Below are 22,929 nucleotides of genomic sequence, written 5' to 3'. Positions count from 1 at the left end.
GTCCATGGTGCCCGGTCACCGCGCCGGGCGCGGCCTGGGGATCGAATGTGCGGCCAGCCGCACAGTGGACGCCGAGCGTGCGGCCAGCCGCACACTCAGCCCTTGGGGCGCTTACCGTCGGCCACTTCGTCGGGGTATTCGTCGTAGTAGGGCACGTAGCCCTCGTCGCGGCCGGCCAGCACGTACAACGGGTCCTCGATGTCGGAGCCGTAGGCCTGCTCGCGCAGCTCGACCTTGCGGCTCTTGAACGTCGTGGTGTGCTCGAGCGACTTGACCACCCGCACGAACAGCGGCAACGCGTAGGCGGGCAGCTGGCCGTACACCGCGGCGGCCAGGGACTTGCCGTCGAACTCGGCGCCGTCGCGCAGCTTGACCGCGGCCATCCCGGCCCGGCCGCCGGTGCGGGGAATCTCGACCCCGAACACCGTGCACTCCTCGACGGACTCGTCGGAGGCCAACGCCGCCTCGACCTGCGTGGTGGCGACGTTCTCCCCCTTCCACCGGAAGGTGTCGCCGAGGCGGTCGACGAACGCGGCGTGACCCATGCCCTGCGGGCTCATCACGTCGCCGGAGTTGAACCACACGTCGCCCTCGCGGAAGGCGTTGCGCACCAGCTTCTTCTCGCTCGACTCCTTGTCGGTGTAGCCGTCGAACGGCTGCAGCCGGTTGACCTTGCTGAGCAGCAGGCCGGGCTCCCCCGGCGGCACCCGCCGGACCCGCCCGTTGTCGTCGCGCAGCGGGGCTCCGGTGTCGGGGTCGTACTCCACGTAGGCCAGCGGCATCGGGAAGACGCCGGTGGTGCGCGGCACGTTGAAGATGTTGATGAACGCGGTGTTGCCCTCGCTGGAGGCATAGAACTCGCAGACCCGGGCGATGTCGAACCGGCTGGTGAACTCGTCCCAGATCTCGGGGCGCAGCCCGTTGCCCGCGATCACCCGCACCCGGTGCGCGCGGTCGGTGGGCTTGCGCGGCTGGTTGAGCAGGTACCGGCAGATCTCGCCGATGTAGATGAACGCGGTGGCTTCCGCGGCGATCACCTCGTCCCAGAACTTCGACGCCGAGAACGACTTGCCCAGCGCCAGCGTGGCCCCGGAGTTGATCACCGACGAGAGCGCGACCGTCAACGCGTTGTTGTGGTACAGCGGCAGGCAGCTGTACAGGGTGTCGGAGCTCTTCAGCCGCAGCCCGATGCCGCCGAACGCCGCGAGCGCCTTCAGCCACCGCAGGTGGGTCATCACGCTGGCCTTGGGGAAACCCGTTGTGCCCGAAGTGAAGATGTAGAACGCGGTGTCCCTGGCCTGCACGGCCGACGCCGAGGCGGGGTTGGTGGCCGGGGCGCTCGCGGCGAGTCGCTCCAGGTCTTCGACGGTCATCGTCTCCGTGTCGCCCGAGCCGCCGCACTCGGCCACCGCGCTGACGAGGTCGGTCTCGGCGATCAGGACCTTGGCCTTCAGCAGGCCCAGGCTGTGCGCCAGCACCTCGCCGCGCTGGTGGTAGTTGAGCATGCCGGCGACCGCGCCGCACTTGACCGCCGCCAGCATCGCCAGCACCGCGTTGGGCGAGTTGCGCAGCATGATCGCGACGACGTCGCCGTGGCCGACGCCGTGCGCGGCCAACACCGCGGCGTACCTGTTGGCGGTGGCGTTGGCGTCGCGGTAGGTGAGTTGCTGGTCGCCGAACCGCAGGAAGACACGGTCGCCGTAGCGGGCGGCCCGTTCCTGGAACACCGTGCCGATCGACTTCTTCGAGCCCGGCTGGGCCAGCAGCCCCGTCCTCGCCCCCCGCACGATCGCCGGGAAATCGGCCAGCAGGCGCGGCGCCCGAGATGCGATATCGGTCAGTTTGACCGCCGTGCGCGCTCCCCCGTCGTGATCGGCCACGTCATCCCTCGATTCTGCGTAAACAAATCCGGCGGTCAGCCTAGTAGGGGCCGCGCACTCATTCGGGCGCGCAGGCCTCCAGGGCGGCGCTCACCTTGTCGACCAGCAACAACCGGTCCATCGCCGGCTGCCCGACGTAGCCGCTGTCGAGCAGCCCGCACAGCCAGGTCGACAGGCCCTCGTAATGCCCGAACGGATCGAGCAGGACGATGGGTTTGCGGTGCAGGCCGAGGTAGCCGGTGGTCCACGAGTCCAGCAATTCGTCGAGGGTGCCCACGCCGCCGGGCAGCACGACGAACGCGTCGGAGCGGTCCTCCATGACCTGTTTGCGCTCGTGCATGGTCTCGGTGACGATCAGCTCGTCGGCCTCGGTGTCGGCGATCTCGCGGCGCATCAGGATCTGGGGGATGACGCCGACGGTCCGGCCGCCGCGGGCGCGCGCCGCGGTGGCGACCGCGCCCATCGCCGCCACGCGGCCGCCGCCCCACACCAGGGTCCAGCCGCGCTCGGCGATCGCCTCGCCGAGTTCGGCAGCGACGGCGAGCAATTCGGGATGTTCCGGTCCGGACGCGCAGTACACGCACACCGCCCAGTCGCGCATACAACGAAAGGTAGACCAAGCTTGCTGCGGGCGGCACACCGCGCGCCATAAAATCCGGCGATGCCGATTCGATGGAACGTCCCCGAGCACGCGTCGGCCCTTCAGCGGCTGGAGGCGGCGCTGGCGACCGGCCGCGGGAGCGTCGTGCTCGGACCGGACGGCTGCGGCAAGTCGACGCTGGCCCGCATGGCCGCCGAGGATTTCGGCGACCGCCACCCCGGCACGCGCGTCCGCTGGGTCACCGGCACCCCCACCGAGCGCGCGGTTCCGTTCGGCGCCTTCAGCCACCTGGTGCAGATCGCCGAGCTGGGCAAGCCGGCCGCGCTGTTGCGGGCCGCGCGGACGTCGCTGGACGGCCCCGACCTGTTGCTCGTCGTCGACGACGCCCACGACCTGGACATCCTGTCGGCCACGCTGGTGTACCAGCTGGCGCGGGCCGGCGCGGCCAAAATGATCGTCACCGGCCGCGCCGATTCGTCCCCCGAGGCCGTCGCGGCGCTGTGGACCGACGGCCTGCTCCCCCGCATCGACATCGAGCCGCCCGAAGGTGCCGGCACGCCGGCCTCGGTCGACGCGTTCCTCGCCGAGATACCCGAAGCGGCCCGGTCCGTGCTCGAGTACCTGGCCGTCGCGGAGCCGCTGGCACTCGCCGACCTGACCGCACTCACCTCGGCGGAAGCCATTGCGCAGGCGGCCGATTGCGGGGCGGTGGAGACGCGGGAGCGCGGCGGGGCCTCGGATGACCCGGTGGTGTACACGGCCCACCCGCAGTTCGCCGAGCGGGCGCGCGCGGCCCTTGGCGGCGACGGCGCGCGGCGGCGGCGCACCGAGTTGGCGCGGCTGCTGTCGCAGCATCGCTCGGACCACCTCAGCGACCGGCTCCGGCTGGCCGGCCTGGCGCTGGACAGCGACGCCCCGCAGCCGACGGCCGAGGTGGTGGCCGCCGCGCAGCAGGCGCTGCGCCTGGGCGACCTGGCGCTGGGGGAACGGCTGGCGCGCGCGGCGCTGGAGCGGTCGGGCGGGTTGGCGGCGCGGCTGGCGCTGGCGCACGCCCTGGGGTGGCAGGGCCGCGGCCGCGAAGCGGACGCGGTGCTGGCCGGCCTGGATCCCGGCGCGTTGACCGAAGCCGCCCTGATGGACTGGGCGCTGCTGCGCGCGGCCAACCAGTTCTGGATGCTCAGCGAGCCCGAGCGGGCGACCGCGTTCCTGCGGACCATCCGCGGCCGCATCACCGACGCGGGCCCGCGCACCACCCTCGACGCGCTGAGCGCCACGTTCGCGATGAACGCCGGCAACGTCGCGCACGCCGTCAAGGTCGCCGGCGAGGTGCTGGACGCCCCGGAGGCCGACGACCAGGCCGTGGCCTGGGCGGCCAGCGCGGCGGCACTGTGCGCGGCGCGGCAAGGCCGTTTCGACGACGTCGAGCCGCTGGCCCAGCGCGCCCTGGCCGCCGAGCATCCGGGGTTGCTGCGCTTCACGATCGGGCTGGGGCAGACCACCGCGTTGTTGATGGCGGGCCGGCTGGACGCGGCCCGCGAACTCGCCCAGCAGTTCACCGATTTCGCCGAATTGCAACAGCCGGGCCGGGCGATCGGCGAGGTGTTGCTGGCTTACGTGCTGCTCGCTGACGGCGAATTCGACCGGGCCGCAGCGTTACTCGGCCCGGCGGCCGGCACGCTGCAACGCACCGGCTATTCGTGGGGTCCGCTGTCGTTGACGCTGCTGGCCACCGCCCTGGCCCAGCGCGGCGACGTGGCGGCCGTCGGAAAGGCGTTGGCGAAAGCGGAATCGCGGCACGGGACGAAATCGGCGCTGTTCGCGCCGGAGCTCGGCGTCGCGCGGGCGTGGCGGCTGGCCTCGATGCGCGACTCGCATGGCGCCGTGGCCGCCGCCCGCGACGCCGCCCGGATGGCCGAACGCGGCGGGCAGCGGGCCGTGGCGTTGCGCGCCTGGCACGACGCCGTGCGGCTCGGCGACATCCGCGCGGCCGACCCGCTGGGCCGGCTCTGCGACGAGATCGATTGCGTCGCGGGCAAACTCGCGCTGGCGCACGGGCAGGCGCTGGCCGCCGGCGACGGGGCGGCGCTGCTCGCGGTGTCGGAGGACCTGGCCGCGGTGGGGATGCGCGCTGCCGCCGCCGACGCGGCCGCGCAGGCCCAGCGCTGCCGGGGCTGACTAGCCGCCGAGGTAGGCGCGCAGCATGGCCACCGCGGCGGTGATGTTGGCGACCGGAACACTCTCGTCGCGCTTGTGCGCCAGGTTCGGGTCACCCGGTCCGAAGTTGACCGCCGGGATGCCCAGCGCCGCAAAGCGTGCGACGTCTGTCCAGCCGTATTTCGCCCGCACCTGTCCCCCGGCGGCCTCGACCAACGCCTTGGCCGCAGGCTGGGACAGCCCGGGCATCGCGCCCGCGGCGGCGTCGGTCTGCTCGATGCGAACGTCGAGCCCGTCGAACACTTCGTGCACGTGCTCGAGCGCCGCGGCCACCGACCGGTCGGGGGCGAACCGGAAGTTGACCGTGACCGCGGCCGCGTCGGGAATCACGTTGCCCGCCACGCCGCCGTCGATGCGCACCGCGGACAGACCCTCGCGATACTCGCAGCCGTCGATGTCCACGGTGCGGGCACAGTAGGCGGCCAGCCGGTCCAGCACGGCGCCCAGCTTGTGAATGGCGTTGTCGCCCAACCACGGTCGCGCCGAATGCGCGCGCGTTCCGGCGGCCGAGATCACCACCCGCAGCGTGCCCTGGCAGCCCGCCTCGATGTAGCCGCCGGTGGGTTCGCCGAGCACGGCCACGTCGGCGGTCAACCAGTCCGGCAGCTCGCGCTCGATGCGGCCCAAACCGTTTGCGGCCGCGTCGATTTCCTCGCAGTCGTAGAACACCAGCGTCAGGTCGTGGACCGGATCGGCCACGGTGGCGGCCAGATGGAGGAAGACCGCGTCACCCGATTTCATGTCCGCGGCGCCGCATCCGTACAGGTCCCCGTTCTCGCGGCGGCTGGGCAGGTTGCCGGCGACCGGGACGGTGTCCAAATGCCCGGCCAGCAGCACCCGCGACGGCCGCTGGTTGCGGGTGCGCGCCAGCACGGCGTTGCCGTTGCGGACGATCTCGAACCCCGACGTCTGGGCCCGCAGCGCGGCCTCGACCTCGTCGGCCAGGCGCGCCTCGTCCCGCGATTCGCTGGGAATGTCGACCAACGCCGCGGTCAGCTCGATCGGGTCCCCGCGCAAGTCCAGCACGGGTCCAAGGTTATCCGCTGCCGCGCGGCAAGTAACCTGACCGCCGTGACTGGAGCTGTAGGCATCGGGCTGGCGACGCTGGCCGCCGACGGATCGATCCTCGACACGTGGTTCCCCGCACCGGAACTGACCGAGTCGGGCACCGGCGGCACCTCGCGGCTCGCGCTGTCCGACGTTCCGCCGGAGCTGGTCGGGCTCGTCGGCCGGGACGACGACCGCCACACCGAAACCATCGCCGTGCGCACGGTGATCGGCTCGCTCGACGACGTGGCCGCCGACGCCTACGACGCCTACCTGCGGCTGCATCTGCTGTCGCACCGGTTGGTGGCGCCGCACGGGCTGAACGCCGGCGGCCTGTTCGGGGTATTGACCAACGTGGTGTGGACCAACCGCGGCCCGTGCGCGATCGAAGGATTCGAGGCGGTGCGGGCCCGGCTGCGCCGGCACGGCCCGGTGACCGTCTACGGCATCGACAAGTTCCCGCGGATGGTCGACTACGTCGTGCCCACCGGGGTGCGCATCGCCGACGCCGACCGGGTGCGGCTGGGCGCCCACCTGGCGCCGGGCACCACCGTGATGCACGAGGGCTTCGTCAACTACAACGCCGGCACGCTGGGCGCCTCGATGGTGGAGGGCCGCATCTCCGCCGGCGTCGTGGTGGGCGACGGATCGGACGTCGGCGGCGGCGCGTCCATCATGGGCACGCTGTCCGGCGGCGGCACGGAGGTCATCTCGATCGGCAAGCGGTGCCTGCTCGGCGCCAACGCGGGGCTGGGCATCTCGCTGGGTGACGACTGCGTCGTCGAGGCCGGCCTGTACGTGACCGCGGGCACCAAGGTCGCCACGCCCGACGGCCAGGTGCTCAAGGCCCTGGAGCTGTCCGGCGGCAACAACCTGCTGTTCCGCCGCAATTCGGTCAGCGGGGCCGTCGAAGTTGTGGCGCGCGGGGGTCAGGGCATCGCCCTCAACGAGGACCTGCACGCCAACTGAGGCCGGCTAGACCTCGGCGGAGACCCTGTCGGCGGCCGGGGCGGCGCCCAGGGCGGTTCCCCTGGTCTCGGGCAGCAGATACACCGACACGAAGCTGGCCGCGACGAGGCCGGCCATCATGAGCCCGACCGCCCACCCGCCGTAGGTCGCCAGCAACGTTCCCGCGATCAGCGGCGGCACGGCCGCGCCGAGGATGCCGGCCAGGTTCATCGCCACCGCGGCGCCGCTGTAGCGGTAGCGGGTGGCGAACAGCTCGGGCACGAACGCCGCCGTGGGCCCGTTGGCCACCGCCGCAGCGCCGAACATGCCGATGACGGCGACCGCGTAGAGCACCGGCTTGCCGGTGTCCAGCAGCGGGATGACCGCGAACGCCCAGGGCAGGCACGCCGCTAGGCCGCACAGCATCACCCGGCGCCGCCCGACCCGATCGGAGAGCCACGCCGAGAACGCCACGCACACCATGCTGGTGAGCCCGCCCAGGGCGCCGATACCCCAAATGAATGTGCGCGAATAGCCCAGATGGTTGTGGGCGTACATGACCAGGAAGGTGTTGCCCAGGTAGACGAATCCCATCCCACCGAGGAAGGCGCCCGCGACCAGCACGATCTCGCGCCGCTGGAACCGCAACAGCTCGGCCAGCGGCGCCTTGGGCACCAGGTCGCGGGCCTTCTCCTCGACGAACAGCGGGGTTTCGTCGATGTTGAGCCGCACATAGAGGGCGATGCCGATCAGCCCGCTGCTGATCAGGAAGGGCACCCGCCACCCCCAGTCCATGAACGCGGGGCTGTTCTCGCCCACGGTCAGGTTGACGGCGAGAAAGGTCAGGCTGGCCAGGATTCCGGCGGTGCCGCCGCCGAGCAGGGTGAACATGCCGTACCAGCCGCGTTTGCCGGTGGGCGCGTACTCGGCGCTCAGCAGGACCGACCCGGCCCATTCGCCGCCGACGGCGAACCCCTGCATCAACCGCAGGACGATCAGGATCAACGGCGCCGCGATCCCGATCGTCGCGGTGCCGGGGACCAGTCCCACGCTCACCGTCGATACGCCCATGATCAGCAGCGTCGCGACCAGCGTTTTCTTGCGTCCGAGGCGGTCGCCGAAGTATCCGAAGACGGCCGCGCCCAGCGGGCGGGACAGGAACGCCGTCGCGAACGTCGCCATGGCGGCGACGGTGGCCAGCGTCACACCCAGGCGCGGGAAGAACACCGTGGGAAACACCAGGGCCGCCGCGGTCCCGTAGATCAGGAAGTCGTAGAACTCGATGGCCGACCCGACGAGGCACGCGGCCGCTATTCGCCGCATGGGGGTGGTGGGCCGATTCACGGTTACGACGGTAGGTGAAGCCGCCCGGTCACGCTCGGCGCTGAAGCTGACAACTTCCTGCGGGTCTGGTCAGCCGTCGGACAGCAGCTGCTTCTTGAGCACCTTGCCCATCGCGTTGCGGGGCAGCGCGTCGACGAGGCGCACCTCGCGCGGCCGCTTGTGCACCGACAGCTCCCGCGCGACGTAATTGGTCAGCTCGTCGGGGTCGGCCGAGCCGACGACGAACGCGACGATGCGCTGGCCCAGGTCTTCGTCGGGCATCCCGACGACGGCGGCCTCCCGCACCCCGGGATGCCCGAGCAGCGCCGTTTCGATCTCGCCGGCGCCGATGCGGTAGCCGCCGGACTTGATCAGGTCGACCGACTCGCGGCCCACGATGCGGTGCATCCCGCCGGCGTCGACGACCGCGACGTCACCGGTGCGGTACCACCCGTCGGCGTCGAACGCCTCGGCGGTGGCCTCGGGGCGGTTCAGGTACCCGTCGAACATCGTCGGCCCCCGAACCTCAAGGCGCCCAACGGTTTCCCCGTCGTGCGGCACTGGGGCGCCGGCGTCGTCGAGCAGGCGGGTTTGCACGCCGGTGAGCGGCAGGCCCACCCAGCCGGCGCGGCGCTCGCCGTCCACGCGGGTGGACAGGGTGATCAGCGATTCGGAGGCGCCGTACCGTTCGACGGGCTGGTGCCCGGTGAGCCGCTCCAGCCGCTCGAACACCGGCACGGGTAGCGGCGCGCTCCCCGAAACCAGCAGCCGGGCGGGGCGCAGCGCGCGGGCGGCGGCCGCGTCGGCGACCAGCCGCGACCACACGGTCGGCACGCCGAAATAGAGGGTGCCCCCGGCCTCCGAACAAGCCGCAGCGTAGCCCGCCGGCGTCGGTTTTCCGGTGTGCACGAAGCGATTTCCCACCCGCAGCGATCCGAGCAGGCCCAGCACCAGCCCGTGCACGTGGAACAGCGGCAGGCCGTGCACCAGCACGTCGTCGGGCGTCCACTGCCAGGCCTGCGCCAGGGCATCGAGATCGGCGGCGATCGCGCGCCGGCTCAGCACCACCCCCTTGGGCAGCCCGGTGGTGCCCGAGGTGTAGATGATCATCGCGGTGGCGTCGGGCGACGGTTCGGGGTAGCGGTGCCACGACCGGGCGTGCAGGCGCACCGGGATGTGCGGCAATCCCTCCGGCTCGTCCGGCACCGGACCGAGCCAGGCCTGCACCGCCGAATCGGTGAGCATGTGCCGGCGTTCGGCGACGCCGACGTCCGCGGGCACCGGGACGAACGGGACGCCGGCGATCAGGCAGCCGGTGACCGCGAGCACGGTCGCGGCGGTGGGGGTGGCCAGGATCGCGACCCGGTCCGCGCCGGCCACCCGCTCGGCCACCGACGTGGCGGCGCCCACCAGGTCGCTGCGACTCAACACGGCGCCGTCGATGCGCACCGCGTCGGCGATGTCGGTGGCGGTGACCGCCGCGGGATTCAGGGAAGCCAGCAGCACGTGAGCAGGCTACCCGGCCCAGAGAGGGTCAGCCCTGCTCGTCCCAGATCTTGGTCAGGGTGGACAGGATCTCTTCGCCGCGCCCGAGCCCACCCAGGTGGCTTTCGCCGGGGAGCACGATCAGCTCGCAGTCGGGCAGCAGGGAGACCACGTGCTCGCCGTGGGCGAACGGGACGATGTGGTCGCTGTCGCCGTGCCACCAGCGCACCGGCACCTTGACCTCGTCGAGCCGAAATCCCCAGTCCTGGGTGAACAGGATGATGTCGTTGAACGGCGCCGCCAGTTGCTTGCGGCTGCCGTTGAGCAGGTCGTCGAGGAACATCGCGCCGAACTCCGGCCGGGTCAGCAGGCGCCGGTCGCCCTCGGGCGATATCGCGGCATACAGATACAGCGCCGGATTGGCGACCGGACGGATCATCCGGACCACCAGGCTCGCGCCGATCCGCAGCGGGTCGCCGCCGAGCCGCAGCAGGGGTGCGACCCGCTTGCCGAGGTTCATCAGCCCGCTGGTGATGCCCTCGTCGCCGAGGAAGGGCGCGACGCCGCCGAGCACGCCGAGGGCGACGACCCGGTCGGACAGCACCGCTGCGGACGCGAGCGCGTACGGCCCGCCGCCGGACAGGCCGATGACGGCCATCTTGTCGATGCCGAGGGTGTCCGCGATGGTGCGCAGGTCGTCGCCGAAAGCGCGGATGTTGTGGTACCGGTGTGGCGTCGACGAGCCGATTCCCGGGCGGTCGAGGCCGATCAGGCGGATGTGGTGGTTCTCGGCGTAGACACGCGCCTCGACCGGGATCTGCCGGCGGGCGCCGGGGGTGCCGTGCAGCCAGAACATCGCGCGGCCCTGCGGATCGCCGAATTCGGCGAAGCCGATCTGGCGGTCCTCGCCGACGGCGATGTTTCCTTCGAGCTTCGGGCGGGCGATCTCGATGACCATGTCAGCAGCCTCGCATGTGACGGGGGAGTTTACGAAATGCTCACCGGCCTCAGGCGTTGAGCGGCCGCTCACCGATGACCTTCTCGGCCCGCAGGCCCGCGACCTCGTCCGCGGACAGGCCCAGACCGGCCAGCACCTCGTCGTTGTGCTGGCCCAGGGTCGGCGGGGCGGCATGGTGGTGGCGGGCCGGCCCGGGCGTGATGCGAAACGGCCAGCCCGGATAGCGGTGCGGTCCGGTGATCGGGTGGACGAGCTCCTGGTAGTAGCCGCGGGCGTCGAGCTGGGCGATCTCATACATGCGCTCGCCGGTGATCACGCGTTCGGCCGGAATGCGTTGCGCGTGCAGGGTTTCCATGATGGCCGCGGCGTCCTGGCCGCGGGTCCAGGCGGCGACCAGCTCGTCGAACACGTCGTGGTCGAGCTGCCCCTCGTCGGGCAGCGACAGCGCCACCCACACGTCGTCCTCGTTCGTCGGGTAGACGCCCTGCAGGTAGCCGCGCCGGCGGTTGCCCTGCCGCCCTTGCACTATGCCGTTCATCGAGTACTCGATCACCGGTTCGGCGGTCACGGCGGCGGCGACCTCGATCTGGGCGACCTCGATCAGCTGGCCCTCCCCGGTGCGGCGCCGGTGCTCGAGCGCCGCCAGCAGCGCGACCCCGGCGTGCACGCCGACGACGGGATCGGCGGGCCCCTGCGGGTTGCACGGCGGCCCGTCCGGATACCCGGTGACCGCCGACATCCCCCCGGTCTGCTCGAAGTTCAACGCCCACCCCACGTAATCGCGCCAGGGGCCCTGCAGACCGAAACCCGGCATCCGGACCATGATCACGTCGGGCTTCAGCGCTACCAGCGACTCGTAGTCCAGACCGAACTGCTCCACCACCCGCGGTGAAAAGTTCTCCACGACAACGTCGGCCTGCGCGGCCAGCCGCCGGACAATTTCCAGCCCGCGCTGCGAGGTCAGGTCCAGCGTGAGGTCTTTCTTGTTCAGGTTGGTGGCCTGCCATAGGCCGCTGCGCTCGTACCAGTCGTCACCCTCGAAGGGAAACGCGCCGGAGTAGCGAAAACCGTCGGGCCGCTGGATCGACTCGACCTTGAGGATGTCGGCGCCGAACGCGCCCAGATAGCAGGTCAGGTACGCACCCGCCCAGAATGTGCTCAGGTCGAGCACCTTCAGCTTGGCGAACGCAACGGCGCCCGACCCCCGAGGTGGCACCGAATGATGCGGCGCCGCAGGGCCTTTGGTGAGCCGGAACGGCGCGCCGGGGCGTCGGAAGCCCCCACCATCTAAGAAAAACTCGCGCTTGGCGTATTGCGGACATTCACCCACGGTGGCCCCGTCGTTGACCGGGGTGGCCGGGATCCGCATTGCCTGGCTCAGGTCGACGATCTCGGCGACGGTCTGCTCGGCGAGCAATGGCTCTGCGCGCGAATAGAATTCGGCGCGTTCCGGGCCGCCCAGCATGATCGGGATCTGCTGCTCGCCGAACTCGGGCAGGCCGAGCATCGCGCACACGTCCAGCCAATGCTGGCCCGTCAGGCAGTTGATTCCGACCCAGCCGTCGGCGGCGCGGACCACCCCGAGCATGGGAGCGCCGCGAGCGTTGGCGGGCAAGCCGAGGCTCTGCATCTTCTGGGCCATCAGCATGGGATACGGCAGCGTCGACAGCAACGATTCGAATTCCGAAACATCGACCAGCACAACATCATCGGAAGGGCAACGCAGGGCGGTCAACGCGCCCAGCGCACCGTAGGCTCCCGCGACGTACTCGGCGATCCGCGCGCCCACCTGCACGGGTGGGCGGTCGGGGTCGCGGGCGCTGACCCAGCCCGACGCCGCCTGCAGGGTCAGGGAGGTGGCCGGCCGGTCCCGCCACGGGCCGGACTGCCCGAACGCGGAGATCCGCAGCAGCACCAGGTTTGGGTTGATTTCGCCGAGCCTGTCGCGGCCGAATCCCCAGCCCTCCAGCGTTCCGGGCGGGAAGTTCTCGATGAGCAGGTGCGCGCCCGCGATCAGCTCGCGGGCATCGGCAAACGGCGCAATTCGCTTGCCGGCGTTCAGGTAGGCGAACATGCCGGAGCGCTCGGGGTCCGGTACCCCGTGGGGAAACGGGCCCCAGTGGCGCAGCGGGTCCCCGTCGGGCGGCTCGATCTTGGTGACCTCGGCGCCGAGGTCGACGAAAAGCTTTGCCGCGTAAGGGCCTGAGATCTCGGTGGCGAGTTCGACGACGTGGAGCCCGGCGAGGGGTCCCGTCATGCCGGGATCCCGATGGCCTTCACCTCCATGTACTGGTGCAGCCCGCTGATCCCGCCGCTCTCCCGCCCGAACCCGCTCAGCTTGAAGCCGCCGAACGGCGCGTCACCCGGCCCGATGCCGTTGACGGCGACCTGACCCGTGCGCATGCGCCGGGCGATCGCGACGGCCCGGTCCACGTCGGTGCCCCACACCGCGCCGGAGAGCCCGTAGCACGAGTTGTTCGCGATCGCGACGGCGTCGTCGTCGTCGCGGTAGCGCAACACCGACAGCACCGGTCCGAACACTTCCTCCTGCGCGATCGTCGAATCCGGTTGCACGCCGGTGAGAATCGTCGGCTCGAAGTAGTAGCCGACATCCAGGCCGGCCGGGCGGCCCCCGCCCGTCGCCAGCTTGGCCCCGTCGTTGACCGCGCCGTCGACGTGGGCCTGCACCCGGTCACGTTGGGCCGCGCTGATGAGCGGCCCCATTTGCACGGTCGGGTCGTTGGGGTCGCCGACCTTGACGTCGCGGGCCAGCGCGACGAGCCGGTCGACGATGTCGTCGTGCAGCGAATCGGGCAGCAGCAGCCGGCTGTGCAGGATGCAGGCCTGCCCGGCATGCAACGAGCAGCAATCGAACAGCATCTGCCGCAGCATCTCGTCGGTCACCTGCGTGTCGTCGAGGATGATGCTGGCCGACTTCCCGCCGCACTCGAGCAGGAGCCGCTTCATGGCGTCGCCCGCGGACCGCATGACCTCACACCCGACGGCCGAGCTGCCGGTGAAGCTGATCATGTCGATGCGCGGATCCGTGGTGAGCAGTTTGGCGGCGTCGAGCCCCGAGGGGGTGACGACGTTGACCACGCCCGGCGGGATGTCGGTCTCCTCGTCGATGATGCGCGCCAGCGCGAGCCCGGCCAACGGCGTCAGCGGCGACGGCTTGAGCACGACGGTGTTGCCGGCGGCCAGCGCGTTGTTCACCTTCATGACGTTGAGGCAGTGCGGGAAGTTCCACGGCGTCAGGATCGATACGACGCCCAGCGGCTCGTGGCGCAGCAGCGTCGTTCCGGCGCCGATGCCGGTGACCGGCTCGTCGACCAGCTTGGTGGCGAGCTGGGCCGCGTGCATCGACATGTAGCCCGCGCCGTCGATCTGCATCATGCGCTCGTTGCCGACGCAGCCCCACTCGATCTGGGACAGCGCGAAGATCTCGTCGGCGTGCTTCAGCAGCGCCGCGCCGAGCTGATTGAGGCAGCCGGCCCGCTGCTCGGGACCCGTTGCGCCCCAAGGTCCGTCGTCGAAGGCCCGGCGGGCGGCGTCGATCGCCGCGCCGACCTGGGCGACGCTCGCGTCGGGGGCGGTGCCGATGGGCCGCTCGGTGGCCGGGTTGATGTCGTCGTAGCGACCGTCCTCCGGCTCGACCCATCGCCCGTCGATGTAGAGCTGATAGGTGTCGACAAGGGACCGCGGAGTTTGTAGCTCGGTCATGCGCTTCCTCACCCGAATGTCGGTCATCTAACCACTTGGTGTACACCCATGCCCCGTTGCCGTCAATCACTAACTGCGCGAATTGCGCGCTATTTTCACGTTTCGCGGCGGTATTGACAGCGTCGGGCGGGGCGAGTAGACACAAGGCCGCAAGACACATTGCATAGATGTGTCGGATCGCCTGTCCAGGGAGGCCGCCGTGCGGACCACTTTTCCACTGCACTCCCCCGACTTCTACGCGGGCGATCCCTACCCGGCCTACCGCGAGCTGCGCGCAACGGAGCCGGTGTGCTGGAACGACGTCACCAACTTCTGGGCGCTGCTGAAGTACGAGGACATCCGGTTCGTGTCGAGCAACCCGGCGCTGTTCTCGTCGACCAAGGGCATCACCATCCCCGATCCCCAACAGCCGAGCCCGGTCCAGCCGGGCAGCTTGATCTTCACCGACCCGCCGCGGCACCGGCAGATGCGCAAGTTGATCAACTCGGGGTTCACCCGGCGGCGGGTGGCGGTCCTGGAGCCGAAGATTCGCGAGATCGTGCGAGGCATCCTCGACGACGTCCGACCCGATTCCGTCCACGAGTTCGCCGAGGAGATCGCGGCTCCGCTGCCCACCCGGATGATCGCCGAACTGATCGGCGCGCCGCCCGACGACTGGGAGCAATTCCGCGCGTGGTCGGACGCCGCCACCGGCACCGCGGACCCGGAGATCGAACTCGACCCCCTGGTGGCCATGGGTCAGCTGTTCGAGTACTTCCAGAAGTTGATCGCGGCCCGGCGAACCGACCCGCGCGACGACCTGTTGTCGGTTCTGGCCGGGGCCGAGATCGAAGGGGTTCGCCTCACCGACGAAGACCTGCTCAACTTCGCCTTCCTGCTGTTGGTCGCGGGCAACGAGACCACCCGCAACCTGATCGCGCTGGGCACCTGCGCGCTGATCGCCCACCCCGACCAATGCCGCCTGCTGGCCGAGAATCCCGCGCTGATCCCGGGCGCCGTCGAGGAAATGTTGCGGTGGAACAGCCCCGTGGTCCACATGGCCCGCACCGCGACCACCGACGTCGAGATCCGCGGGCAGCGGATCGCCGCGGGCGACGTGGTGGTGATGCTCTACGGGTCCGCCAACCGGGACGAGGACATCTTCGGGCCCGACTCCGAGGAGTTCAGGGTGACCCGGCACCCCAACCCGCACATCGCGTTCGGGTGTGGTGAACATTCTTGCGTGGGTGCACAATTGGCGCGGCTGGAGGCGTGCGTGCTGTTCGACGAGTTGCTGCGCCGCTTCCCCCACCTGGAGCTGGTGGGTGCGGTGGACCGGATGCGCGCCACCATGGTGCCCGGGGTCAAGCGGATGCCCGTGCGGCTGGGGGCCTGATGGATCTGGAGTATTCACCCGAGCAGGAGCAGCTGCGCGCCGAGATCCGCGCGACGCTGGAGCAGGTGATGACGCCCGAGCGCAGCGCCGCGATCGGCGAGAACATCGAGGGTGGCCCCGCCGTCCGGGAATGTGTGCGGGCCCTGGCCGCGGCCGACCTGCTCGGCGTCGGCTGGCCCAAAGAGTATGGCGGACGCGGTTTCTCGGCGATAGAGCAGTTCATCTTCTCCGAGGAGGCGCGGCGGGTCAACGCCCCCATCCCGCTGGTGACGCTGAATACCGTCGGGCCGACGCTGATGCAGTGCGGCACCGAGGAGCAGAAACAGCGGTTCCTGCCCGCGATCCTGGACGGCAGCGTTGAGTTCGCGATCGGCTACTCCGAACCGGAGGCCGGCAGCGATCTGGCGGGTCTGCGCACCACCGCGGTTCGAGAGGCGAACGACGCCGATTCAGAATGGGTGATCAACGGCCAGAAGATGTTCACCAGCGGCGCGGCCTACGCCGATTACATCTGGCTGGCCGCGCGCACCGACCCGAACGCCAAGAAGCACAAGGGCATTTCGATCCTGATCGTGCCCACCTCGTCGCCCGGGTTCTCCTGGCAGCCGCTGCACACCATGCCGGGCATCTCCACGTTCTACACGTTCTACGACAACGTCCGGGTGCCGGCCAGCGCGCTGGTGGGCGGTGAGAACCAGGGCTGGCAGCTGATCACCACGCAGCTGAATTTCGAGCGGGCGGCGCTGGGCAATCTCGGCGCGCTGGAACCGCTGTTCGAGCGGACGCTGCAGTGGGCCACCAACACCGAGTTCGACGGCGCCCGCGTGATCGACCAGCCGTGGGTGCAGCTCGCGCTGGCGCGGGTCGAGGCCCAGGTGGCCGCCTACAAACTGGTGAACCTGCGGGTGAACGCCGCGATGACCAAGGGCGTGCTCAGCATGGGGGAAGCGTCGGCGGCCAAGGTGTTCGGCACCGAGCTCACCCAGCAGGTCGCCCGCCAGCTGCTCGAGGTGCTCGACCGCAACGGCGTGCGCCGCGGGCCCGGCGCGCCCCTGCGCGGCGCCCTGGAATCCGCGTACCGTCAGGCGGTGATCAACACCTTCGGCGGCGGCGCCAACGAGATTCAGCGTGACATCATCGCCATGGCCGGATTGGGCATGCCGCGAGCTCCCCGTGATCTTCGCGCCACCGCACAGTAGGAGGACAGCAGCACGTGACCGACTCAGAAACCGTCAGCGCCAAGGTGCGGGCCCTCGTCGGCCAGCCGACCGGCGGCACCGGAAAGCCGTCAGTGGCCCCGGATCCGGTCAACCAGCCGATGATCCGGCACTGGGCCTACGCGATGGCCGACATGAACCCCGTCTACCTCGACCCCGAGTTCGCCGAGACGTCGCGGTTCGGCGGCATCGTGTCGCCGCCGGTGATGCTGCAGACCTGGACGATGCCGTCGCCCATCCTGGAGGGCATCGGTGAACGTGGCGGCGCGCCCATCGAAATCAAAAGCAACCCAACGGCGTTCCTCGACGAGGCCGGCTACACCAGCACGGTCGCCACCAACTCGGAGTTCGAGATCGAGCGCTACCCGCGACTGGGCGACGTCATCAGCGCGACGACCGTCTACGAAACGGTTTCCGAGGAAAAGAAGACGGCGCTGGGCACCGGGTTCTTCCTGACCTGGCTCACGACCTACACCGACCAGAACGGTGAGGTGCTGGGACGCCAGCGATTCCGAGTGCTGCGATTTCGGCCGGAGCGCTGATGGCCACCCGACTGGCGCCGGCCATCACCAAAGACACCGAATTCTTCTGGAACGGGTTGCGGGAGAACAAACTCCTGATCCAGCGCTGCGGCGGATGCGGACAGCTGCGGCACCCGCCGCGACCCATGTGCCCGCACTGCCGTTCCCTGGACTGGGACACGGTCGAGTCGTCGGGCCGCGGCACCGTCTACAGCTACGTGATGCCGCACGAGCCGAAGTTTCCGTTCTTCGAATATCCGTACGTGGTCGTGCTCGTGGAACTCGAGGAGGGAATCCGGCTGGTGTCCAACCTGACCGGCATCGACCCGGGCGACGTGACAACCGGAATGCCGGTCGAGGTGTACTACCAGGATTTCGATAACGACCTGGTGCTGCACCAGTTCCGGCCGGCGAGCTAGGCGAGCGCTGATGGACTTCACCTTCACCGAGGAGCAGGAGACCATCTCCAAGCTCGCCCGCGACCTCTTCGAGCGCCGGGCGGCACCGGAGCGCCTGGCCGAGTTGGAGGCCGGCGAGGTCCGCTTCGACGAGGCACTGTGGCGGGAACTGGCGACCGCTGACCTGCTGGGCACCGCGCTGCCGGAATCGGTGGGCGGGACCGGCGGCGGCTTCGTCGAGCTCGGCGTGCTCTTGGCCGAGGTCGGCTGGGCGGTCGCGCCGGTGCCGGCCTACGCCACGCTGGTCCTGGGGGCCGACCCCATCGCGCGCCACGGCAATCCCGAACAGCGGCAACGTTTCCTGCCGGGCGTCGTCGCCGGGGACCGCATCCTCACCGCGGGACTGGCCGAGCCGGGCCGCTCCGACGCGACGGCTCCCGCGACCACCGCGCGCCGCGACGGCGGCAACTGGCGGCTCGACGGCGCCAAGGAACTGGTCCCGGCCGCCCAGCTCGCCGACACCGTACTGGTCCCGGCCTCCATCGACGGCGGGGAGGCGGCCCTGTTTCTGTTGCCGGCCGACGCCAACGGCGTCGAGATCCGGCCGGCGGCCACCACCAACCGCGAGCCGCACGCCGACGTATACCTGGACGGCGCAACGGTTTCGGACGCCGACCGGATCGCCGGGCCCGACCTGATCGAGTCGCTGCGCACCCGCGCGCTGGTCGCGCTGTGCGCGATCCAGCTCGGTGTCGCGGAGCGCGCCCTGCGGATCGCGGCCGAATATACCAGCGGCCGAGAGCAATTCGGCCGGCCCATCGGCAGCTTCCAGGCCGTGCAACAGCGCATGGCCGATGCCTTCATCGATGTCGAGGCGATCCGGTGGACGACGTGGCATGCGGCCTGGCTGATCGCGGACGGTCGGCCCTTGGCGCAAACCCATCGCGCCGCGCGCATCGCGAAGTTCTGGGCCGCCGAGGCCGGCGCCCGCGTCGCCGCCACCGCCCAGCACGTCCACGGCGGCATCGGCATCGACACCACCTACCCCCTGCATCGGTATTTCTTGTGGGCCAAGCACAACGAGCTCACGCTCGGCCCGGCCGCGGCCCAGCTGGCCCACTTGGGTGCAACGTATGGCGCCACGTATTCGGAAGGACTTTCATGACGACCACCGCGACCCGCACCACCACCCTGCGCTGGGCCGACATCTCCGTGGGCGACGAGGTCACCCCGCTGGAGGTCCCCATCACCACGACGATGATCGTCGCCGGGGCGATCGCCACCCGCGACTTCATGCCCGTGCACCACGATCGCGACTACGCCAACAAGCAGGGCTCGCCCAACCTGTTCATGAACATCCTCACCACCAACGGCTACTGCGTGCGGTTCCTCACCGACTGGGCCGGACCGGAAGCGATGGTCAAGAAGCTGTCGATCCGCCTTGGCGTGCCGTGCTTTCCGGACGACCCGCTGCGCTTCACGGGCAGCGTCACCGCGCAGACCGAGGGCACCGGCGGGGAGAACTTCGTCGAGGTGACCTTCAAGGGCTCCAACAGCCTGGGCGATCACGTGTCGGGCACCGCGATCCTCAGCCTGCTCGACGAACGGGATCGAGCGTGAGCCGCTCGCTGCCGGGGGCCGCGGCCATCGTCGGCATCGGCCAGACCGAGTTCTCCAAGGAATCCGGCCGCAGCGAGCTGCAATTGGCGTGCGAGGCCGTGAGCGCCGCGCTCGACGACGCCGGCCTGACGCCCGGCGACGTGGACGGCATGGTCACCTTCACGATGGATGCCAGCGACGAGATCGACATCGCCCGCAACGTGGGCATCGGCGATTTGAGCTTCTTCTCGCGCGTGCACCACGGCGGCGGCGCGGCCGCCGGCACCGTCGTGCACGCCGCGATGGCCGTCGCAACCGGCGTCGCGGACGTGGTGGTGTGCTGGCGCGCCTTCAACGAGCGCTCCGGTTTCCGGTTCGGCGGCAGCGGGCGCAACATGGCCGAAACCCCGCTGTTCCTAGCGCATTACGCGCCGTTCGGGTTGCTCACCCCGGCGGCCTGGGTCGCGATGCACGCCCAGCGCTACATGTCGACATACGGCGTCACCAACGAAGACTTCGGCCGCATCGCCGTCGTCGACCGCGCGCACGCCGCCCGCAATCCCGATGCGTGGTTCTACCAGCGCCCGATCACGCTGGAGGACCACCAGAATTCCCGCTGGATCATCGAACCGGTGCTGCGGCTGCTGGATTGCTGCCAGGAGAGCGACGGCGGGGTCGCGCTGGTGGTCACCAGCGCCGCCGTCGCGCCGGCCGTGCGGCAGCCGCCGGCGGTCATCACCGCGGCCGCCCAGGGTGCGGCCGCCAACGGCGAGATGATGACCAGCTACTACCGCGACGACATCACCGGCCTCCCCGAGATGGGCGTGGTCGCCGAGAGGCTGTGGCGCGATTCGGGGCTCAAGCCCCAAGACATCCAAACCGCCTTCATCTACGACCATTTCACGCCGTTCGTGTTCACCCAGCTCGAGGAGCTCGGGTTCTGCGGGCGCGGCGAGGCGAAGGACTTCGCCACGGTCGAACGACTGTCGCTGGGGGGAGACTTCCCGATCAACACCAATGGCGGGCTGCTGGGCGAGGCCTACATCCACGGCATGAACGGCATCACCGAGGGGGTGCGCCAGGTGCGCGGCACGTCGTACAACCAGGTCGACGACGTCGAACACGTCCTGGTCACGTCGGGCACCGGGGTGCCCACCAGCGGGCTGATCCTGGCGCCCGCCGACTAGAGGGGGATCGGAATGCCCAAGCTCGCACTGCTCACCGCCCACGGCGGGCCCATCGAGCTGGCCGAATTCCCGTTGTCATCCCCGGCGCCGGGGACCGCGGCGCTGCGGCTGCGGATGGCCGGCATCTGCGGGTCCGACTTGCACATCTTCCGCGGCGAGCTGCCACTGCCGTGCCCGTTCGCCATGGGCCATGAAATGGTCGGCGAGATAGCCGAACTCGGCGAGGGCCTGACCGCCGACGCGACCGGCAAGCCGCTGGCCGTCGGCGATCGCGTGGTGACGCCGTACTTCTGGTTCTGCGGGCAATGCCACGCCTGCTCCCGGGGCCGGTCGTACGCGTGCCAGAACCTGATGGCCGGCGAGTACCGCACCCACGACCAGGAACCGCACTTCGTTGCGGCCTACGGCGAGTACTACTACACCAGCCGGCGCCAACCGCTGTACAAGGTGCCCGAGGGCCTGCCCGATGCGGCCGTCGCACCGCTGAACTGCGCCCTGGCCCAGGTGCTTTTCGCGCTGCGCGAGGTGCGGCTGGGCGACACGGTCGTCATCCAGGGCGCCGGCGGCCTGGGCATCAACGCCGCGGCCGTGGCCCGCACGGCCGGGGCCGCGGAGGTCATCGTCATCGACAAGATCCCCGAACGCCTCGACGTCGCAGCCGATTTCGGCGCCACCCACTGCATCGACGCGAGCGCGATCTCCGCAGCGGAGGTCGCCGAACAGGTGCGCGCGCGCACCGACGGCATCGGCGCCGACTGGGTGCTCGAGGTCGTCGGCGTGCCGGGCGTGATTCCCGAGGGCGTCGGATTCCTCAACAACGGCGGCACGCTTCTCGAGGTAGGCAACGTCGGCATGGGACGCACCTTCGAGCTGGACCCCAGTGCGCTGGTCTACGGCAACAAATCCATCCGCGGCGTGATGTTCTACGACCCCGTCACGCTGGCGATCGGTCTGACCTTTTTGCAGCACACCGACTTTCCGTTCGACCGCCTGATGCCCGAACCATTCCACCTCGCCGACGTCAACGCCGCCTTCGCCTCGGCCGATGCGGGGCTGGTGCCCCGGGGGGCGTTGGTGCCGTGACGACGCAAGCGGCCCAGGCCATCGACACCCGCGAGCTGATCGTGGAGTCCGCGTACGCCTGCTTTCGCAAGCAGGGACTGCAGAAGGCGACGATCGTCGACATCGCCAAGACGGCCGGCGTTTCCCGCAGCACCATCTACGAGTACTTCTCCGATAAGGGCGCCATCATCGAGGCGTGCGCCGAACACGCTTCCGAACGGTTCTATCTCGAGATGTCCAAGGCGATGGACCGGGGCGGTTCACTGGAGGAAAAGCTTAGCCAGGCAGCCGTTTTCGTGACGCAGGCGCGGAGGTCGATCGCGTCGGAGAAGTACTTCGACGAGGATGCCATCAGCCTGCTGCTCACCAAGGACGCCGCCGTGCTGCTGCGCGAGTGCGTCGACTTCTTCGCGCCCTACCTGTCCGCCGCCCGGCTCACCGGCGAGGTGCGCAAGGACCTCGACGTCGAGGCCGCCGCGGAATGGTTTGCGCGCATCCTGTTCTCGCTGTTCAGCACGCCGTCCTCGATCCGGGACATGGACGATCCCGAGGTGGCGGCCGATTTCGTGCGCGCGCACGTGGTGCGTGGCTTCGCGGGCGACCGGCCGCGCCCCCGCCGCGCGTAGCGGCTCAACGCCGCTGTTGCGGCCACACCGTTTCGCCGGCACGAACCGGCCGTCCATGGCCGGGCAACAGATTCGCAACCGGCAACTCCTCCAAGCGCTTTCGCGTGGCGGCGGCGCTGGCGGCGTCGACGATTTCCGGTGTATGCCAAACCTTGCCGCGGACGGTCAGTACGGCATCACCGGACAGCAGCGTGCGCGTCGTCGGGTTCCACAGCGCGATGCTGTCATCGGTGTGCCCGCCCGCGTTGACGACGGTCCACTCCGGTGCGCCGGGCAGCGACTGGCCGTCGGCCAGTCCCCCGCGGGGCGGTGCCCCCGTCCAGCGCATGCCGGCCGGCGTGCCGTATCCCGCCAACCGAGCGCCGCCCACGAACCCGCTGAAGCCGACACGATCGAGCGGCTGGTCGATCAGCGTGGGCCAGATGCTCGCGGCCCGGCCCAGGGTCGGCGTGCGCGGCTTCGCTCCGTCCAGGTAGGTAAGCGTTTTGGCGGGCAGCCAGATCGGCGCGGGGTAGCGGGCGGCCAGTTCCGCGGCGCCGGCGACGTGGTCGCTGTGCCCGTGGGTCGCCACCACCGCGTGCACGGTGCCGCCGAGCCGATTCAGCATCCCCGCCAGATCGCCGGCTACTCGCGGCAACCCGGCGTCGACCACCACAGCGCCGTCGTCGCCGTGCAGGACATAGCAGTTGAACACCCACCGCGAGAACCGGGTGATGCCGAGATCGGGCATCTCCTCGATGACCAGGCTCATGGCCGAAAGGCTAC

20 protein-coding genes are annotated in these 22,929 nt (G+C 70.2%); 11 read left to right on the top strand and 9 right to left on the bottom strand.

The genetic code is table 11. The annotated features are described in order from the left end of the window. Positions 1–95: 95 nt before the first annotated feature. Positions 96–1,880, bottom strand: a complete 1,785-nt coding sequence (gene fadD6 / locus A5730_RS08270) for a long-chain-acyl-CoA synthetase FadD6 (protein WP_067898138.1) — start codon at positions 1,878–1,880, stop codon at positions 96–98. A 58-nt stretch (positions 1,881–1,938) separates the two neighbouring features. Beyond that, positions 1,939–2,481 (bottom strand): TIGR00730 family Rossman fold protein, encoded by a 543-nt coding sequence (locus A5730_RS08265; protein ID WP_067898135.1) that lies wholly within the window; start codon positions 2,479–2,481, stop codon positions 1,939–1,941. A 60-nt stretch (positions 2,482–2,541) separates the two neighbouring features. On the opposite strand from A5730_RS08265, the gene A5730_RS08260 reads away from it, so the two are divergent. After that, entirely contained in the window at positions 2,542–4,656 is a 2,115-nt protein-coding gene (locus A5730_RS08260) for an AAA family ATPase (RefSeq protein ID WP_067898132.1), read from the top strand. On the opposite strand, the gene dapE is transcribed toward A5730_RS08260, so the two are convergent. Further along, positions 4,657–5,721: a succinyl-diaminopimelate desuccinylase gene (gene dapE / locus A5730_RS08255; protein WP_067898129.1), complete on the bottom strand. Its 1,065-nt coding sequence runs from the start codon at positions 5,719–5,721 to the stop codon at positions 4,657–4,659. Between the two features lie 36 nt (positions 5,722–5,757). Between dapE and dapD the strand changes: the two genes are divergently transcribed. Further along, positions 5,758–6,711, top strand: a complete 954-nt coding sequence (dapD, locus tag A5730_RS08250) for a 2,3,4,5-tetrahydropyridine-2,6-dicarboxylate N-succinyltransferase (protein ID WP_156745733.1) — start codon at positions 5,758–5,760, stop codon at positions 6,709–6,711. A gap of 6 nt (positions 6,712–6,717) precedes the next feature. Here dapD and A5730_RS08245 read toward each other — a convergent pair whose 3' ends face one another. The 5 genes from A5730_RS08245 to A5730_RS08225 form a co-directional block, all read right to left on the bottom strand. Next, positions 6,718–8,013 carry an MFS transporter gene (locus tag A5730_RS08245; protein WP_067898123.1) on the bottom strand — a complete coding sequence of 432 codons (1,296 nt, stop codon included), beginning with the start codon at positions 8,011–8,013 and terminating at the stop codon, positions 6,718–6,720. A 90-nt stretch (positions 8,014–8,103) separates the two neighbouring features. Next, on the bottom strand, positions 8,104–9,519 hold the full coding sequence (locus A5730_RS08240) for an acyl-CoA synthetase (protein WP_067898119.1): 1,416 nt from the start codon (positions 9,517–9,519) through the stop codon (positions 8,104–8,106). A gap of 28 nt (positions 9,520–9,547) precedes the next feature. Then, complete coding sequence (locus A5730_RS08235) at positions 9,548–10,456, bottom strand: alpha/beta fold hydrolase (protein WP_055398785.1); 909 nt, start codon at positions 10,454–10,456, stop codon at positions 9,548–9,550. Between the two features lie 49 nt (positions 10,457–10,505). Continuing rightward, positions 10,506–12,713 carry a CaiB/BaiF CoA-transferase family protein gene (locus A5730_RS08230; RefSeq protein ID WP_067898115.1) on the bottom strand — a complete coding sequence of 736 codons (2,208 nt, stop codon included), beginning with the start codon at positions 12,711–12,713 and terminating at the stop codon, positions 10,506–10,508. Then, positions 12,710–14,179, bottom strand: a complete 1,470-nt coding sequence (locus A5730_RS08225; RefSeq protein ID WP_067898279.1) for an aldehyde dehydrogenase family protein — start codon at positions 14,177–14,179, stop codon at positions 12,710–12,712. The genes A5730_RS08230 and A5730_RS08225 overlap by 4 nt, the downstream gene beginning before the upstream one ends. 199 nt (positions 14,180–14,378) lie before the next feature. Between A5730_RS08225 and A5730_RS08220 the strand changes: the two genes are divergently transcribed. Genes A5730_RS08220 through A5730_RS08180 form a run of 9 tightly spaced genes read left to right on the top strand, consistent with a single transcriptional unit; the run spans position 14,379 to position 22,164 of the window. Continuing rightward, the gene (locus A5730_RS08220) at positions 14,379–15,554 is read left to right on the top strand and encodes a cytochrome P450 (RefSeq protein WP_067898112.1); all 1,176 of its coding nucleotides are present in this window, start codon (positions 14,379–14,381) and stop codon (positions 15,552–15,554) included. Next, a complete protein-coding gene (locus A5730_RS08215) occupies positions 15,554–16,753 on the top strand; it encodes an acyl-CoA dehydrogenase family protein (protein WP_067898109.1) in 1,200 nt (399 codons plus the stop codon). Before A5730_RS08220 ends, A5730_RS08215 begins: the two co-directional genes overlap by 1 nt. 14 nt (positions 16,754–16,767) lie before the next feature. Continuing rightward, on the top strand, positions 16,768–17,313 hold the full coding sequence (locus A5730_RS08210) for a MaoC family dehydratase N-terminal domain-containing protein (protein WP_067898106.1): 546 nt from the start codon (positions 16,768–16,770) through the stop codon (positions 17,311–17,313). Further along, the gene (locus tag A5730_RS08205; protein WP_067898103.1) at positions 17,313–17,711 is read left to right on the top strand and encodes a Zn-ribbon domain-containing OB-fold protein; all 399 of its coding nucleotides are present in this window, start codon (positions 17,313–17,315) and stop codon (positions 17,709–17,711) included. The genes A5730_RS08210 and A5730_RS08205 overlap by 1 nt, the downstream gene beginning before the upstream one ends. Positions 17,712–17,721: 10 nt before the next feature. Then, positions 17,722–18,855 carry an acyl-CoA dehydrogenase family protein gene (locus tag A5730_RS08200; RefSeq protein ID WP_067898100.1) on the top strand — a complete coding sequence of 378 codons (1,134 nt, stop codon included), beginning with the start codon at positions 17,722–17,724 and terminating at the stop codon, positions 18,853–18,855. Then, positions 18,852–19,310: a MaoC family dehydratase gene (locus A5730_RS08195; RefSeq protein ID WP_067898097.1), complete on the top strand. Its 459-nt coding sequence runs from the start codon at positions 18,852–18,854 to the stop codon at positions 19,308–19,310. Before A5730_RS08200 ends, A5730_RS08195 begins: the two co-directional genes overlap by 4 nt. Then, positions 19,307–20,476, top strand: coding sequence for a lipid-transfer protein (locus A5730_RS08190; protein ID WP_067898094.1), 1,170 nt, complete (start codon positions 19,307–19,309; stop codon positions 20,474–20,476). Before A5730_RS08195 ends, A5730_RS08190 begins: the two co-directional genes overlap by 4 nt. 12 nt (positions 20,477–20,488) lie before the next feature. After that, a complete protein-coding gene (locus tag A5730_RS08185; protein ID WP_067898091.1) occupies positions 20,489–21,559 on the top strand; it encodes a zinc-binding dehydrogenase in 1,071 nt (356 codons plus the stop codon). Then, positions 21,556–22,164 carry a TetR/AcrR family transcriptional regulator gene (locus A5730_RS08180; protein ID WP_067898087.1) on the top strand — a complete coding sequence of 203 codons (609 nt, stop codon included), beginning with the start codon at positions 21,556–21,558 and terminating at the stop codon, positions 22,162–22,164. Before A5730_RS08185 ends, A5730_RS08180 begins: the two co-directional genes overlap by 4 nt. 4 nt (positions 22,165–22,168) lie before the next feature. Here the strand turns inward: A5730_RS08180 and A5730_RS08175 are convergent, their stop codons facing one another. Then, positions 22,169–22,915, bottom strand: coding sequence for an MBL fold metallo-hydrolase (locus A5730_RS08175; RefSeq protein WP_067898083.1), 747 nt, complete (start codon positions 22,913–22,915; stop codon positions 22,169–22,171). Positions 22,916–22,929 lie beyond the last annotated feature (14 nt).

It is taken from the genome of Mycobacterium sp. ACS4054 (assembly GCF_001667275.1).
Classification (GTDB): Bacteria; Actinomycetota; Actinomycetes; order Mycobacteriales; family Mycobacteriaceae; genus Mycobacterium.
This window is presented reverse-complemented; position numbering and strand designations above follow the sequence as displayed.

Excerpts from the sequence above, each read along its gene's own strand:
- A5730_RS08225 (WP_067898279.1), bottom strand. The coding sequence starts at position 14,179 with ATGACCGAGCTACAAACTCCGCGGTCCCTTGTCGACACCTATCAGCTC.
- A5730_RS08265 (WP_067898135.1), bottom strand. The coding sequence starts at position 2,481 with ATGCGCGACTGGGCGGTGTGCGTGTACTGCGCGTCCGGACCGGAACAT.
- A5730_RS08230 (WP_067898115.1), bottom strand. The coding sequence starts at position 12,713 with ATGACGGGACCCCTCGCCGGGCTCCACGTCGTCGAACTCGCCACCGAG.
- A5730_RS08195 (WP_067898097.1), top strand. The coding sequence starts at position 18,852 with ATGACGACCACCGCGACCCGCACCACCACCCTGCGCTGGGCCGACATC.
- A5730_RS08215 (WP_067898109.1), top strand. The coding sequence starts at position 15,554 with ATGGATCTGGAGTATTCACCCGAGCAGGAGCAGCTGCGCGCCGAGATC.
- A5730_RS08205 (WP_067898103.1), top strand. The coding sequence starts at position 17,313 with ATGGCCACCCGACTGGCGCCGGCCATCACCAAAGACACCGAATTCTTC.
- A5730_RS08175 (WP_067898083.1), bottom strand. The coding sequence starts at position 22,915 with ATGAGCCTGGTCATCGAGGAGATGCCCGATCTCGGCATCACCCGGTTC.
- A5730_RS08235 (WP_055398785.1), bottom strand. The coding sequence starts at position 10,456 with ATGGTCATCGAGATCGCCCGCCCGAAGCTCGAAGGAAACATCGCCGTC.
- A5730_RS08245 (WP_067898123.1), bottom strand. The coding sequence starts at position 8,013 with ATGCGGCGAATAGCGGCCGCGTGCCTCGTCGGGTCGGCCATCGAGTTC.
- A5730_RS08200 (WP_067898100.1), top strand. The coding sequence starts at position 17,722 with ATGGACTTCACCTTCACCGAGGAGCAGGAGACCATCTCCAAGCTCGCC.
- A5730_RS08260 (WP_067898132.1), top strand. The coding sequence starts at position 2,542 with ATGCCGATTCGATGGAACGTCCCCGAGCACGCGTCGGCCCTTCAGCGG.
- A5730_RS08185 (WP_067898091.1), top strand. The coding sequence starts at position 20,489 with ATGCCCAAGCTCGCACTGCTCACCGCCCACGGCGGGCCCATCGAGCTG.